The sequence below is a fragment of the Flavobacterium araucananum genome, assembly GCF_002222055.1.
GTDB lineage: Bacteria > Bacteroidota > Bacteroidia > Flavobacteriales > Flavobacteriaceae > Flavobacterium > Flavobacterium araucananum.
On record NZ_MUGS01000002.1, the window covers coordinates 425320 to 440399 of the forward strand.

12 protein-coding genes are annotated in these 15080 nt (G+C 33.9%); 4 read left to right on the forward strand and 8 right to left on the reverse strand.

All coding sequences use genetic code 11. From position 1 onward, the window contains the following. Positions 1–76: 76 nt before the first annotated feature. Both B0A64_RS02145 and gldA read right to left on the reverse strand, forming a co-directional pair. Positions 77–2200, reverse strand: a complete 2124-nt coding sequence (locus tag B0A64_RS02145) for an outer membrane beta-barrel family protein (protein WP_089477880.1) — start codon at positions 2198–2200, stop codon at positions 77–79. 490 nt (positions 2201–2690) lie between these two features. Beyond that, entirely contained in the window at positions 2691–3587 is an 897-nt protein-coding gene (gene gldA, locus B0A64_RS02150; protein ID WP_089477881.1) for a gliding motility-associated ABC transporter ATP-binding subunit GldA, read from the reverse strand. A gap of 145 nt (positions 3588–3732) precedes the next feature. Here gldA and B0A64_RS02155 point away from each other — a divergent pair, with 145 nt between their 5' ends. After that, entirely contained in the window at positions 3733–4314 is a 582-nt protein-coding gene (locus tag B0A64_RS02155; RefSeq protein ID WP_089477882.1) for an outer membrane beta-barrel protein, read from the forward strand. 105 nt (positions 4315–4419) lie between these two features. Here B0A64_RS02155 and B0A64_RS02160 read toward each other — a convergent pair whose 3' ends face one another. The 6 genes from B0A64_RS02160 to metE all read right to left on the reverse strand — a co-directional run bounded on the left by B0A64_RS02160 (position 4420) and on the right by metE (position 10774). Then, a complete protein-coding gene (locus B0A64_RS02160; RefSeq protein ID WP_089477883.1) occupies positions 4420–5043 on the reverse strand; it encodes a hypothetical protein in 624 nt (207 codons plus the stop codon). Positions 5044–5111: 68 nt separating this feature from the next. After that, positions 5112–5816, reverse strand: a complete 705-nt coding sequence (locus B0A64_RS02165) for a toxin-antitoxin system YwqK family antitoxin (protein ID WP_089477884.1) — start codon at positions 5814–5816, stop codon at positions 5112–5114. A 112-nt stretch (positions 5817–5928) separates the two neighbouring features. Continuing rightward, positions 5929–6756 (reverse strand): toxin-antitoxin system YwqK family antitoxin, encoded by an 828-nt coding sequence (locus B0A64_RS02170; protein ID WP_165769740.1) that lies wholly within the window; start codon positions 6754–6756, stop codon positions 5929–5931. Then, positions 6695–7423 carry a hypothetical protein gene (locus B0A64_RS02175; RefSeq protein WP_089477886.1) on the reverse strand — a complete coding sequence of 243 codons (729 nt, stop codon included), beginning with the start codon at positions 7421–7423 and terminating at the stop codon, positions 6695–6697. The genes B0A64_RS02170 and B0A64_RS02175 overlap by 62 nt, the downstream gene beginning before the upstream one ends. A gap of 159 nt (positions 7424–7582) precedes the next feature. Next, complete coding sequence (locus tag B0A64_RS02180; RefSeq protein ID WP_089477887.1) at positions 7583–7987, reverse strand: helix-turn-helix domain-containing protein; 405 nt, start codon at positions 7985–7987, stop codon at positions 7583–7585. A gap of 480 nt (positions 7988–8467) precedes the next feature. Continuing rightward, positions 8468–10774, reverse strand: a complete 2307-nt coding sequence (gene metE, locus B0A64_RS02185; protein WP_089477888.1) for a 5-methyltetrahydropteroyltriglutamate--homocysteine S-methyltransferase — start codon at positions 10772–10774, stop codon at positions 8468–8470. Positions 10775–10931: 157 nt separating this feature from the next. On the opposite strand from metE, the gene B0A64_RS02190 reads away from it, so the two are divergent. The 3 genes from B0A64_RS02190 to pflB all read left to right on the forward strand — a co-directional run bounded on the left by B0A64_RS02190 (position 10932) and on the right by pflB (position 15019). Continuing rightward, positions 10932–11393, forward strand: coding sequence for an Lrp/AsnC family transcriptional regulator (locus B0A64_RS02190; RefSeq protein WP_089477889.1), 462 nt, complete (start codon positions 10932–10934; stop codon positions 11391–11393). Positions 11394–11506: 113 nt separating this feature from the next. Continuing rightward, the gene (locus B0A64_RS02195) at positions 11507–12685 is read left to right on the forward strand and encodes an L-lactate MFS transporter (protein WP_089477890.1); all 1179 of its coding nucleotides are present in this window, start codon (positions 11507–11509) and stop codon (positions 12683–12685) included. 99 nt (positions 12686–12784) lie between these two features. After that, on the forward strand, positions 12785–15019 hold the full coding sequence (gene pflB, locus B0A64_RS02200) for a formate C-acetyltransferase (RefSeq protein WP_089477891.1): 2235 nt from the start codon (positions 12785–12787) through the stop codon (positions 15017–15019). Positions 15020–15080: the final 61 nt, after the last annotated feature.

Here is a 15080-nt window from a genome sequence, read left to right on the forward strand (position 1 = left end):
AGAGCCTGCTAACTACAGACAGGCTCTGTTCTATCAAAAAAAAAACAAAAACAAGGGAAACTAAAGATTCAAAATATTAGATTCTATATGTAAAGGCTATTGTTGCAATTTTGTTGTCAAGATCATATCTTTTATTGATACTTGTTTGGGCTATAACCGAGTTGATGTGAAAATTATTAGTGTTGAAAATATCAGTAATATTAAATTTGATATTGCCTTTGTTAGAAAGGACCTGTTTAGAAATTCCGATACTGAAATCAAAAAAAGCAGCTCTCTCATAAATACCAAGATTCGATTTTGATTGATATTGTGCATTTGCTTCGGCTTTCCAGCTTTTTGTTATCGTAAAGGAATTTTGCACGCTTAAATTCAACGTGACAATCGGGTCGATTTTATCGGTATTGACTGTATTGCCCATAAATTTATTTTCGAAAATATTAAAAAGCGTATTTACAGACCACCATTTATAAATTTCGGTTGTATGGGTAATATTAGCACCATAATTATAGGATTTGTCTACATTGATTTGCGAGGTTACAGTAGTATTATTGGCAGGATTATAGACATAAACCTCTGTAAAAACATCTTTGGTTTTACTACAATATAGCGAAGCCATAAAAGCACTTTTCCAGGCATATCCAATTTCTGCTGAATGAGTGATTTCAGGAACCAAATTTGGATTTCCTTGCGAATAGTTAAAAGAATCATCATAAAAACGGAATGGGTTTAAATCAAACTGGCTTGGTCTGTTGATTCTTTTGCTGTAAGAAGCATGTAGCGAATGATTGCTGTTCAATTCATATTTCATAGAAACACTTGGAAACCATTTTAGATAATCGTCTTTATGTGCTTGATTTAAGGTTTTCTGTAAAATGTTTATCGCAGTATATTCAGAGCGTAAACCACCCTGAATGTTCAGGTTTTCTATTTGATATTTATAGTTGGCATAAGCCGCATAAATTTGTTCCTTGTACTCAAAATGATTGGTCGAATTAAGATCAACGATCCATTGGTTATTTTCATTGTACTCATACACTGATGGATTATCATTGTTTTTAATGCTGGCTTTAAATCCCCATTCGATCGATTGTTTTTCTTTTAGAGGAATGGTAAAATCAACTTTTCCGGTAAATACCTTTAATTGCGACGGAATAAAACCGCGTCGGTCATTAATGCTGGCTGGACTGGAAGGATCTGTGTTTTTTGCACTCTGAAACTGATTTGATCTGAATTTTGATGTTTCGTATTCAAAATCAAAAGACATATTTTGTCCTTCGGTATTAAATTTATGTACTCCGGAAAAAGCAACCGTATAATCGTTCCATTTTTCTTTACTGTCATTGTAGGTCGATGCATCAAATTGTATTTGGTCTAAGGCATTGCGCAACGTGTTTGTACCGTTTGCAATGTTCTCATAACGTCCCAGTTTTGCATCAAGATATACCTCAAGATTGGTTTTAGGAGAAACCTCATAAGTGGTTCCAATCTTAAAATTGTTCGAAGTAAGCGGTTCGTCAGTTGTCGAAGTTTGATGATTTGTAGTCAAAATTTGTCCACGTGTAGCATCAGTATATTGATTTTGGTCAAATTTTTTGTGCTCTTCCTCACCTCTAAACGTGTAACTGTAGTTTCCGTAAACACCAATTTTCTCTTTATTATAACTCAAATTTACACCAGAATTAGTTCTGTTTTTACGGCCTCTGCCATAATTTGTAAAAACCGTTCCTTTAAGTCCGCCTGTATTTGGTTTCTTTAAAACAATATTAATAATTCCGGCTTTTCCTGTCGCATCATATTTAGACGAAGGATTTGTAATGACTTCTATTTGTTTAATATTTGATGAGGTTGTCGATTTTAAATAATTGGCTAATTCCTTTTGCGAAAGCTGCGTTAATTTGCCATTTATCATTACGCCCACACCTTGCTGCCCGCGAATTGATAACTCTCCATCTTGCGATACGACAACACCTGGAGCGCGGGATAAAACATCCAATGCTGTACCACCTTCAGAAACAATACTGTTTTCGACGTTAAAAATCAATCGGTCAGATTTTTGAGTATATAAAACCTTCTTTTTTGTAATCACAATTTCATCCAGAACATTTATAGACGTTTCGACAATGCTGTCCGTTTCTTTTTCTGTTTGTGAATATCCATAGACCGAAAATGCGAGCATAATAGAGGTTATAAAATTCTTCATGATTTTTGGATTGTTTTTTTGGGAATGAGTTTTAATCTAATTTGTAAAGAAGATATTCGTGACTTGCTTGTTTTAAAAGCGCTTTTTTATTTTAAAACGATCTGTTCTAGTTTATCAATAAGAGTCTCTCGAAAATGCAAAAGGCGATTGAGCAGTCTGGAAAATAGAATTTTGATAAGGTTGAAGGCAAACAACATTTGTATCGTTTTTGAGTTTCAGTTTTCAAATATAACACTATTTATATCAAGTCTAAATAAAAATAGTTAAAATTTGTAATCAAATAGGATAACAAATTGATAATTAGTCCTTCGCAATTTGTTCATTATCCGGAAATTTTAAAGCAAAAAGGGAACTTTGCAATAAGTGCTTCTAAAAAAAAGATTTTATCGCATAAAAAATGGCGGGATAATAGCGTTAAGTAAAAAAAGCCAATTTGTTTTAGAGAACAAATTGGCTTTTTATCGGTAAAGTGAGGCTGTAAAGGGAGAACTTATTTGGTAATTTCTCTAAAAACAGCTTCGAGGTTTTTATTTTTCTGATTGAGTTGTAATGTTTTTAAGCCATTTTCGTTGGCAAAATCAAAAATAGCCGGACGCATATCTTTTTCTGCAACAAAAGTTAGCTCCCAGGTCATATCATGAATGTTTTTATAAGAGGTAATATTTTCGAGCTTTGCTAAAAGTTGTTCTTCGATCTGATAATCAAATTCGACTTCGATTACTTGTTCTGTATCGGCAGAGATTAATTTGTCCAGTTTTTTGTCGGCAACAATTTGTCCTTTGTCAATAATAATGACACGATCACAAATGGCTTCTACTTCCTGCATAATGTGCGTCGATAAAAATACCGTTTTATCTTTGCCTACATTTTTAATAACATTACGTATTTCCATTAACTGGTTAGGATCTAGTCCTGTAGTAGGTTCGTCCAGAATAATAACATCAGGATTATGCAGTAAAGCATTGGCGAGACCCACACGCTGGCGATATCCTTTAGACAGTTGTCCTATTTTTTTATGACTTTCAGGTGTCAGTCCTGTCAGTTGAATAACTTCTTCGATTCGTGATTTTTCGATTTTATAAACATCGGCATTAAAAGCCAAATACTCACGAACATACAAATCCAAATACAACGGATTATGCTCCGGTAAGTATCCAATAGAACGTTGAACTGCTTTTGTGTTTGTCATGACATCGTGACCATTTACAACGGCTGAGCCACTATCTGCCAATAAATATGTGGTCAAAATTTTCATTAAAGTAGATTTTCCTGCGCCGTTTGGACCAAGAAATCCAACAATTTCTCCTTTTTCTATAGAGAATGAAATTGAATTTAGTGCTTTTTGAGTTCCGTAACTTTTTGATATGTTGTTTACTTCTATCGACATGACTATTTATTTGCTACAAAAGTAAACAGAAATAAGCTCGATTACTACATTTTTATCTTTTAAAGAAATCATAAAAAAATCACAAAGCCCAACAGCTACGGCATCGTTATTGTTAAAGGAGTATTAATTAAAAAAATAATTTATAATGAAAAAAATTTTACTTATTCTGGCTTTAGCTATGTTTAGCTTTGCAAATGCACAAAAAGGATCAATCTTAGTTGGTGGTAACATCGGGTTTACTTCTGAGAAATCAGAATATCAATTTGGTGAAGCAAAAACAAATTCTTTTAGCTTTTCTCCTAAAGTTGGTTACCAATTTACTGACAACTGGACTGTTGGGGGTGAATTTACAGTAGCTTCATCTAATGATGACAACGGAGCTAGAGAAATTAAAGATAACAACTTCAAATTAGGAGCATTCGTTCGTTATTCTATGCCATTAAGCCAAACTTTCTCTATTTTTGCTGATATGGGTGCTGGTTTTCAAAATGCTAAAACAAAACAATACGGTCCTGGAAATGCTTTCGCAAAATCTAAAGCAGATGGTATGTATGTAGGTGTTACTCCAGCTCTTTTTATCAACATGAAAAAAGGTTTTGGTCTTAACTTTAGTATTGGTGGTTTAGGATATGAGACACTTAGTTATGATAACAACGGTGCTGATTACAGTAAATTCTACTTCAATTTTGGACAAACATTTAACATTGGAATTTCTAAAAATTTCTAATCTTAAATTATATATTCAATTTCAGAAAGCATCAGCCCCGGCTGATGCTTTTTTTGTTTTTAGTATAAACAGTTCTTCTGAAAAGCTGTAGGATCTGATTTTTGATTAATGAACCTCAACCTCAAAAATTTCTGTATAAGTAATAGAAGTTTTTTCTTTATCATTAAATTCATAATTAAGAACTGCTTCGATAGTATTAATTCCCTTTTTGGTTAATACTTCTTTTACATCAATACCTATCTTAGACGTTTTTTTTACTATTCGTTTTACTTTTGTGTCATCTACGTCTGTATTTTCAATCTTAAAATTACGTTTAGCATTAGGTACATTGGCTATTAAGTAGTGATATTTTAAGGTGTCTCCAACTTTAAGATATTGCTTGACATCTTGTTTAAGTCGCCTTTTTCTTGATATTTGATTTTGATATGTTTCGATTAACGGATACCCTTTAAAATTTTCTACATTTCCCTTTTCATCAAAAAGAACAGTAAAAGCTTGTATACCTAAATCATCGTATGATGTATAGCGCATAATTTTTCCGGATGGAAAATTTTCAATCTTTTCTTCAATGCCTTCATTTTTAATAACAGATTCAAACACTTCTTTTTTTTGTTTTACATCAGAAGAATATTCTTTTGATGTATAAACTTTTTCATCCTTAAAATAAAAAACCACGGCTATCAAGCCAAGTATGACAGTGGACAATATAATTATATATTTATTTTTCATAATTTCATTTTTTTTTTGTGGAGAACTATAAATGTCTCTATTAGTTGATACTGATTATGCAATATTGATTAATGAACCTGAATCTTAAAAGAAGTCGCATCATTAATAACTGTTTTTTCTTTATCGTCAAATTCATATTTAACGGTTGCTATTATTGTATTAATTCCTTTTGTTGTTAATACTTCTTCTATATCAAAACTTATTTGAGATGTTTTTTTTAATGTTGATTTAACTTTTGTATAATCTGAATCCATATTTTTTATCCTAATGTCGCGTTTGGCATTTGGGATATACGCTATTAAATATTGATGTTTTAATGTGTCTCCTACTTTAAGATATTGATTTATTTTTGTTTTAGATTTTTCTTTGTTTGCAATTTTAGATTGATAAACTTCCATTATTGGATAGCCTTTATAGTTTTCTACATTTCCTTTTTCATCAAAATCAATGATAAAAGCTGAGATGCCTAAATCATCATAAATCATGTATCTCATATCCTTGCCATTTGGATGATAATAAAAACTTTCTTCTAAGATTTTACTGGTCTTTCTATAATGTACTGATTCGATAGTACCGTTATCATAGTAAAAAATACTTTCACCTTTTATCTGTCCATTAACAAAATTACCTTCATAGGTTTTATTTCCTTTTTCATTATAATTAATAAATTTTCCGTGAAAAATTGTATCCCCATCTTTTATTATATATTCTAGTGTTGTAGTCTCTTTTGTTTCGGCATCATATTCTTTTAAAACATGTACTTTTCCATACATAAAATAAAAAAACCGAATACCCAACTAAGTACTATAATAGTTAATAGTACTATTATTTTGTGTTTTCTATTCATTGTTATAAATCGTTTCGTTTTTTGTCCTGGCCTTTAGGTTAATGAACCTCAACCTTAAAAGAAATGGTATCATTAATAACTGTTTTTTCTTTATCGTTAAATTCATATTTAACAACAGCTCTGATCTTATTAATTCCTTTTCTTATTAATACTTCTTTTACTTCAAGACCAGTTTGAGACGTTTTTTTGAATGTTCGTTTAACTTTTGTGTTATCCACATTTAAGTTTTCTATTTTAAGGCTACGTTTGGCATTTGGGATATTTGCTATTATATATTGCTGTTTTAATGTATCTCCTATTTTAAGGTATTGCTCAATTTTTGTTTTAAATCTTTTTTTGTTTACAATTCTATATTGATATGTTTCCATTACTGGATAACCTTCATAATTAACAATATTTCCTTCTTTATCAAAACGAGAAATAAAAGCTGACAAGCCAAAATAGTCATATAATGTGTATTGCATTACCTTTCCTGATGGATGATTTTCTATAATTTCCTCCAGAATTTTACTGCTTTTCCGATAAAATATCGATTCTATTATACCATTGTCAAAATAATAAATGCTTTTTCCGTTTGGTTCTCCATTCACAAAATTCCCTTCAGCTATTTTGTTTCCTTCTCTATTGTAACGAACAAATTTGCCATTTAGAAGAGTATCTCCATTTTTAATGACGTATTCATATTCTGAAGCTTTTTTTCTGTTTGGATAATACTCATGTAAAACATATATTTTTTCAGTCCTAGACCAGAGGTAGAGCACTACAATTCCTAATAGTATTGCAAAAAATAAAATTGTCAATATTTTATTTTTTTTTGTCATTGTGTATTTTAACCTCTGTTCTAATTTCTTTTCCACTTTTGTCATACCAAGTTGTTCTTATATTTTTATTAGATTTAGTACTATTTGCATTATTTTCTTTGGCTTTTTGTTTGTCTAAAGTTTCTTTCATAGCCTTCCCACCATCTACACCATTATCAACTGCGTTTGTAAAATCATCAACTTTGTTTTCTTGTGTTGGTTTTCCTCCGTTTGTTCCTTTTCCTTTTGGGGTAGGGTTTTTTATTTCGAATGCAAATATCATAAGGAGGGCTTCAAGTGCACCTCCAAAATCAATCCAGGTTACATTTCTTCCGCCTTTGGGCAATGCGCCGGGGTTTTGATAGTTTCCTGCGTCAGACATTGCAATTCCGTCACTAAAAAAGGAGGGTTTCTTTTTATTAAAATCGTAAAGAACTTCTCCGTTATAGGTTATTAGTCTGGTTTCTCCATCTAATAATATTCGGCTATTATTAGCAAAAGTTTTGCCCCAGGTATGTCCTAAATTAGAATAATTGCAAATCTCAGCCTTTCCGTCAAGCCACTTTATTTCTCCTGTTATTTTATTTCTGTACCAATCAAATGGGGTTCGCCCATAGCAATCTGCCAAGCGCAATAAATCATTGTTGTAAGCGGCATAAGAGGAGTACTGTCCGAGATCTCCTTTTGTCTTAAAATTATCAAAAATGTCGAAGTTATCAAAGTTATTATACATAATAAACAGTGTATCAATGTAAGTTATTACTTATTTTAATAACAATGATACATATAAATTATCTTACTTAAAAGACAACTTAGAACATTAACATAATTGTTTAAACCAAAAAAGAGACTCGAAAGTCTCTTTTTTGGTTTAATATATATCTTATAATAGTTATTTTGTTTTTACGATATTTTCTAAAAATTCGACTTTTTCTTTTTCAGCCTGAACCAAACGTTCGTATAATTTTTTGTTTTCTTCGTAAGCTTCTATTAATTTGTCCAAAGGATTGAATGTGCAATGATTATTAAAAGTACCAGCACTATTATCAGTAAAAGTATTAAAATAATTAATCATATTTTCTTCCGAAAAGTTTTCAATAGCTTCTACCGTAACTCCCAATACTTTTGCAATTTCTACAAGTTTTTTAGTATCAACTTCTTCGCTTCCTTCAAGTCCTGAAATAGATTGCTGGCTTACACCAATAGCTTCTGCAAGCGCTTCTTGTTTCATACCTCGAAGTTCTCTGATGCGGCTAATATTTCTGCCAATGTGTTTTGGTTTTGTTGCTGTACTCATAATTCAAAGATATTTAAAAATTCTGAAAAATTTTTCTGTTTAGGTAAAATACAATCTGCACTTGTGCCATACAATTTTCGATAGTTCGCAAGCACGCAATTTATTGCTTAATTTTGGCCTGCCTGCAAAAGTACGATTTTTCGCATGCGGTAAAATAAAGAACCTGGGATTATTAGGAGCTTGGTTCTATTGTTGCAAATAAGCTAGAGATAGGTGTTTAAGAAAACTAAAATTTATGATGTAGCCCCGATAGAACTGGAAATCCTTTTGTTTGCGCCCCGGCGGATACAAAAGATTGTAAGGGATAGCGGGACAAAAGGTGTTTTGAAACGGAGTTTTTATGCTTCAAAAAAAAAACGAAACTTATAAACACCAACACAAGTGAAGTCGAAACTAATTCATAACTACAAGAACTTCGACCTCACGAGTTGGCATAAAAAACAAAAATGTATGTAATAAAAACTATAAACTTACAGAGTTTTAGATAGTTGCTCTCATTTCCTGAGCGGCAGCAACCATCTCGATTAATGCTTTTTTGGTTTCGTCCCAATGGCGAGTTTTTAAGCCACAATCGGGATTTACCCACAATTGATCTACGGGAATTACGGCCGAAGCTTTTTCGAGCAAACGAACCATTTCGGCACTTGATGGCACACGTGGCGAGTGAATATCGTAAACACCGGGACCAATTTCGTTTGGATATTTAAAGTTGGCAAAAGCGTCTAAAAGCTCCATTTGCGAACGCGAACATTCGATCGTGATAACATCTGCATCCATATCTGCAATGTTCTGGATAATGTCGTTAAACTCGCTGTAACACATGTGTGTATGAATTTGTGTGTCGTCGTTTACACCACTTGCCGAAATTCGGAATGCTTTTACGGCCCAATCCAGGTAGTTTGCCCATTCTTCTTTTCTTAGAGGCAATCCTTCGCGAATCGCAGGTTCGTCGATCTGAATGATTTTGATTCCGGCTTTTTCAAGATCTACGACTTCGTCACGAATTGCCAAAGCAATTTGCGTACAAGTTTCAGAACGGGGCTGATCGTTACGAACAAACGACCATTGCAAGATCGTTACAGGGCCGGTAAGCATACCTTTTACCCATTTTTGGGTCAATGATTGGGCATATTTAGACCATTTTACGGCCATTGGGTTTGGTCTCGAAACATCGCCATAAATAACCGGAGGTTTCACGCAACGGCTACCATAACTTTGTACCCAGCCATTTTTTGTAAAGGTAAAACCGGACAATTGCTCCCCAAAATATTCGACCATATCGTTGCGTTCGAATTCTCCGTGAACCAATACATCAATTCCGGTTTCTTCCTGAAAACGAATTGTAGCTTCGGTTTCTTTCTCGATCAATTCGTTGTATTGCTCGGTAGTCAATTCTCCTTTTTTAAATTTTGCTCTCCAGCTTCTCACTTCGGCTGTTTGAGGAAAAGATCCAATTGTGGTGGTTGGGAACAAAGGAAGATTCAAGGCTTCGATTTGTCTTTTTCGTCGTGTCGCAAAAGTACTTTTACGTTGATCATCTGTAGCTGTAATGGCAGCAACACGTGCTTTTACGGCATTATTATGAATTAATTCTGAAGTTTTACGATTGTCATTTGCAATTTTGTTTCTTTCGTAACCAACAGAGTTTTGTGCTATAGTTTCGTTAGAAGCCAATTGTTTTAATACGAAAACCTCATTGATTTTTTGTTTGGCAAAAGCAAGCCATTGTTTAATTTCCGGAGTCAGTGTTTCATCATTTGTTTCTAAGTCTAAATCGCATGGACTATGAATCAAGGAACAGGATGGCGCTACCAGAATTCGGTTTTCTCCCAAAGCATCGGTTGCTTTTTTGATTAAAGCCAAAGAATTTGAGTAATCATTTTTCCAGATATTTCTACCATCGACAACTCCCAGAGAAAGATTTACGTTGGCGGCCAATTTTCCTGATTCTAAAATATCATCTAATTGCGACGGGCAACGCACTAAATCTAAATGAAAAGTATCGACCGGTAATGCCAATGCGGTTTCAAGATTTTCGCCAAAACAATCAAAATAATTCGCCAGAACAATTTTAATATCAGGGAAACGTTTGTTGATCTCATTATACACTTTCGTGAAAGTATTGCGCTCTTTGTCTGTTAAGTTGAGCGCTAAAAAAGGCTCGTCTAACTGAATGTACTGTACTTTTTGGGCCTGTAGTTTCTCGAATATCTCGAAGTAAACAGGAAGTAGTTTATCGATAAGATCAATGCGGTGAAAACCTTCTTCTTTTTCTTTTCCTAAAAGTAAATAAGAAACAGGTCCAATTAGAACCGGTTTTGTGGCAATTTTTGCCGCATTTGCTTCCTTAAACTCGGTGATTATTTTTTCAGAAAACAAATCGAATTTTTGATTCTTTGTAAATTCAGGAACAATATAATGGTAGTTGGTGTCGAACCATTTTGTCATTTCCATTGCCACAACATCCTGACCGTTTTTTTGAGCTCCTCTTGCCATTGCAAAATACAAGTCGATAGACGAGTTTGTTTTGGCAAATTCGTGGTATCGTTCCGGAATTGCCCCTACAGTGAGCGTTAAGTCAAGTACCTGATCGTAAAATGAAAAATCATTAGACGGAATCAAATCTATCCCGGCTTCTGATTGTAAATGCCAGTTTTTGAGACGAATGTCTTTTCCGGTTTCAATAAGTTCGGTAACCGAAATTTTTCCTGCCCAATACAATTCGCAGGCTTTTTTTAATTCTCTGTTGCTACCAATTCTTGGATAACCTAAATTATTTGTTTTCATTTTTGCTTCAGTGTTTTTTACTGAACAAATTTATTGTTTTAGGTTTTATAACTTATATTTGACTGTTATTTAAGTAAATAGTGTTTATAAACGAATGTTTTGAAGATTATATTACTGATAAAAGCTTTTAAAAAGAACTTTAGCCGTAAAAAACACTATGGAAAATCTCGACAAAACCGATTTACTGATTTTGAAATACCTGCAAGAGAACTCAAATATCAACACAAAAGACCTTGCAAGTAAATTATTTCTGACCGTTACGCCCGTTTACGAGCGTATAAAAAGATTAGAAAGAGACGGCTATATTACAAAATATGTGGCGTTGCTGGACAAGAAAAAAATGAATCGCGGTATGATTGTTTTTTGCAATGTTCGCTTAAAAGAACATGCAAAAAATGTGGGGAGCAATTTTGTAAAAGATATTGTTGCACTTCCAGAAATTATAGAATGTTATAATATTGCAGGCGATTATGATTTTATGCTTAAAATTCTTGTTCAGGATATGGCTAGTTATCAGGATTTTGTAATGAACAAATTGTCTACAATCGAAAACATCGGGAATACAAACAGTATTTTTGTAATGGGAGAGATTAAACACAGTACAGCGCTGGAGTTTTAAAAAAATCGTCTTATTATATAACAATACCGGGGATTTTAAAACACGATAAAAATCACCTTTTTTGTAAGTTTAGGCTTTTACATTTGTAAGATACATACTAATTGTATCTACTTATGATAAAGAAAAATAAATGGGTAGTTGCAGCGGCAGGAATGTTGTTGCAATTATCAATAGGCTCTATTTATGCTTACAGTGTCTGGATAAATCCCATTTATGCACTAAACGGCTGGGATGGCAACCAGCTGAAACTTTCCTTTAGTTTAGCCATTTGTTTCCTGGGTCTTACAGCTGCTTTTATGCAAAAGTTTGTTCGCAAAACAGGACCCAAAAAAGCGGGATTGCTTGCAGCCTTATTTTTTGGTATTGGATTAATAGGCAGCGGATTTGCCATTGCTGCAAAATCATTGCCGCTATTTTATTTATGCTACGGTGTTATAAGCGGTATAGGTTTGGGATTTGGATACATTACACCCATTTGGGTTGTTGTAAAATGGTTTCCTGAAAAACCGGGTTTCGCGGGCGGACTCGTCATTATGTCCTTTGCCTTAGGATCTGTAATTGCCTCACGGCTTATTTTGCCATTGGTAGACTTATTTGGTGTTTCAGGTACTTTTTATTGGTTAGGGAGTGCTTATTTTATACTAATGACTTTAGCATCATTATGCTTGTGGCTTCCTGTTGCTGATCCTCAGATAGAAAATTCGGTAACGAACAGTTCTATACCTTTAAGAGAGTTATTAAAGGATGTTCGCTTTTACAGCCTTTGGCTCATGTTGTTCTTAAACACGACTTGTGGTATTGCATTAATCTCGATTGCAGCACCAATGGCAAAAGAAATTATTCATATTACAGATCGGCAAGCCATTAATTTTGTTGCATTCATTGGTTTTTTTAACGGATTTGGAAGATTGTTTTGGTCCAGCATCTCTGATAAAATTGGTCGATGGTCAACCTTCTTCTTATTTTTTGCAATTGGAGCCTGTTGTTTTCTGGTTTTAAGTCAGACCAATAATCCGCTTTTATTTCAAATACTGATTTTTATTATTATCAGCTGTTATGGAGGAGCGTTTGCCACTATGCCCGCTTTTGTCAAAGATATTTATGGGTCAGGCAAAATGAGTGCCCCTTTTGGTTTTATACTAATAGCGTGGTCTGTAGCTGCTTTTGTTGGTCCCGGATTGCTTTCGCTTACAAGCGATTATACCGTAATATTTTATTTGTTTGCAGCACTATTAAGTGGTACTGCCATCATGTGCTTATTGGTGAAATCTAAACTTACTTACGGAAAATAAATTTATTTTATAAATAATCCCCTTGCTGATTATTATCATGTTTTTGTATGAAAAAAGTGATGAAATTTACTTGTATAAATACATTAAAATTAATTAGTTATGAAAGTAAGTGTCGAAAAAATGGTCTTTACACCCGGCAAATGGGGATCCTCAGTAAATGTTCAGGACTTTGTAATAAAGAATATTACGCCCTATGAAGGCAATTCGTCTTTTTTATCCGGACCATCGCTAAAAACTACAAACTTGTGGAATATTTGTAAGGAAGCTTTATTAAAAGAACGAGCAAATAACGGATGTTTGGCAGTAGATGTAGAAACTATTTCAACAATAAATGCATTCAAACCAGGCTATATTAATAAAGAAGATGAAGTGATTGTAGGTTTGCAAACAGATCAGTTACTCAAGAGAGCCATGAAACCCTTTGGAGGGATCAAACTGGTTGAATCTGCTGTAAACGAAAGAGGATTGAAAGTATCAGATCGTGTGATAGATATTTTTAATTATGCTAAAAATCATAACGAGAAAGTTTTTGATGCTTATGATAAAGAAATAAGAGATTATCGTTCTAAACATATATTAACCGGTTTACCGGATAACTATGCGCGCGGACGAATCATTGGCGATTTCCGTCGTCTGGCTTTATACGGTATCGATCAGCTTATTAAGTTCAAAAAAGAAGATCATAATAAGGTATCCGGTGCAATGACAGAACACAAAGTTCGCTTGCGTGAAGAAATTTCGGCTCAAATAAGCGCATTACAAGATATGCTTAAAATGGCAGCAGATTATGGATTTGATATTTCGCATCCGGCACAAAATGCAAAAGAAGCAGTACAATGGGTATATTTTGCTTATCTAGCCGCTGTAAAAGAACAAGATGGAGCAGCAATGTCATTAGGCAACGTATCGTCTTTTCTGGATATTTATTTGCACAGAGATCTTGAAGAAGGATTAATCTCAGAATTTGAAGCACAAGAATTAGTCGATCAATTTGTGATGAAGTTGCGAATGGTGCGCCATTTAAGACCCGGTGCTTATGATGAAATATTTGGTGGAGACCCAACCTGGGTAACAGAATGTATAGGAGGAATGTTTAATGACGGCAGAACAAAAGTTACCAAAACATCTTTTAGATTTTTACAGACCTTATATAATTTGGGAGCCTCTCCAGAGCCCAATCTAACCGTTTTATGGTCAGAAGATCTTCCTGACGGATTTAAAAATTTCTGTGCACAAGTTTCGATTGATACCTCTTCGATTCAATATGAAAATGATGATTTAATGAGAACTACAAGAGGATCTGATGATTACGGAATTGCTTGTTGTGTTTCTCATCAGGAAATTGGTAAATCGATTCAGCATTTTGGCGCACGTGCCAATCTGCCTAAAGCATTATTAATAGCACTAAACGGAGGAAGAGAAGAACGTGGCGGAGTGTTGATCATGAAAGATATTCCAAAAATAGAAGATGAGATATTAGACTATAATGTAGTAAGTAATGTCTTTAAACGTACACTGAAAGAACTGGCGCGAGTATATGCCAAGTCAATGTATGTAATTCATTATATGCATGACAAGTACTATTATGAAAGAGCACAAATGGCAATGATCGACTCTGATCCACATGTTGATATTGCTTACGGAGCAGCAGGAATTTCGATAATTGCAGATTCATTATCAGCCATAAAATATGCCAAAGTAAAACCAATACGAGATGAAAACGGGCTTACGGTAGATTTTAAGATAGAAGGCGATTATCCTAAGTTTGGTAATGATGATGACAGGGTAGATGCCATTGCACAGGAAATTACTTCTTTCTTTATCAAAGAACTAAGAAAACATGAAGCTTATAAAAGTGCTACACCAACACTTTCATTGTTAACCATTACGTCTAATGTAATGTACGGAACCAATACCGGTGCTACTCCTGACGGACGTAAAGATGGTGAGTCTTTTGCACCAGGCGCAAACCCAATGCATGGACGTGATTCCAGCGGAGCAATTGCGTCATTAAATTCTGTTGCAAAACTGGATTACAAGGATGCACAAGACGGTATCTCGAATACATTCTCGATGGTTCCAAAATCATTAGGAGATACAAAAGAAGAGCAAGTAACCAATTTGGTAAATGTTCTGGATGGTTATTTTGAACAAATGGCACATCACTTAAATGTAAATGTACTAAATCGCGAAACCCTTCAAGATGCTTATAATCATCCTGAAAATCATCCGCAATTGACTATAAGAGTTTCGGGTTATGCCGTTAATTTTGTGAGATTATCAAGAGCGCATCAGCTGGAAGTTATAGCGCGTACTTTTCATGAAGCCATGTAAAATAAGCTAAATGCAAAGTTATAATAGGCTGGCTATCTTAGCCAGCCTATTTTTATTTATT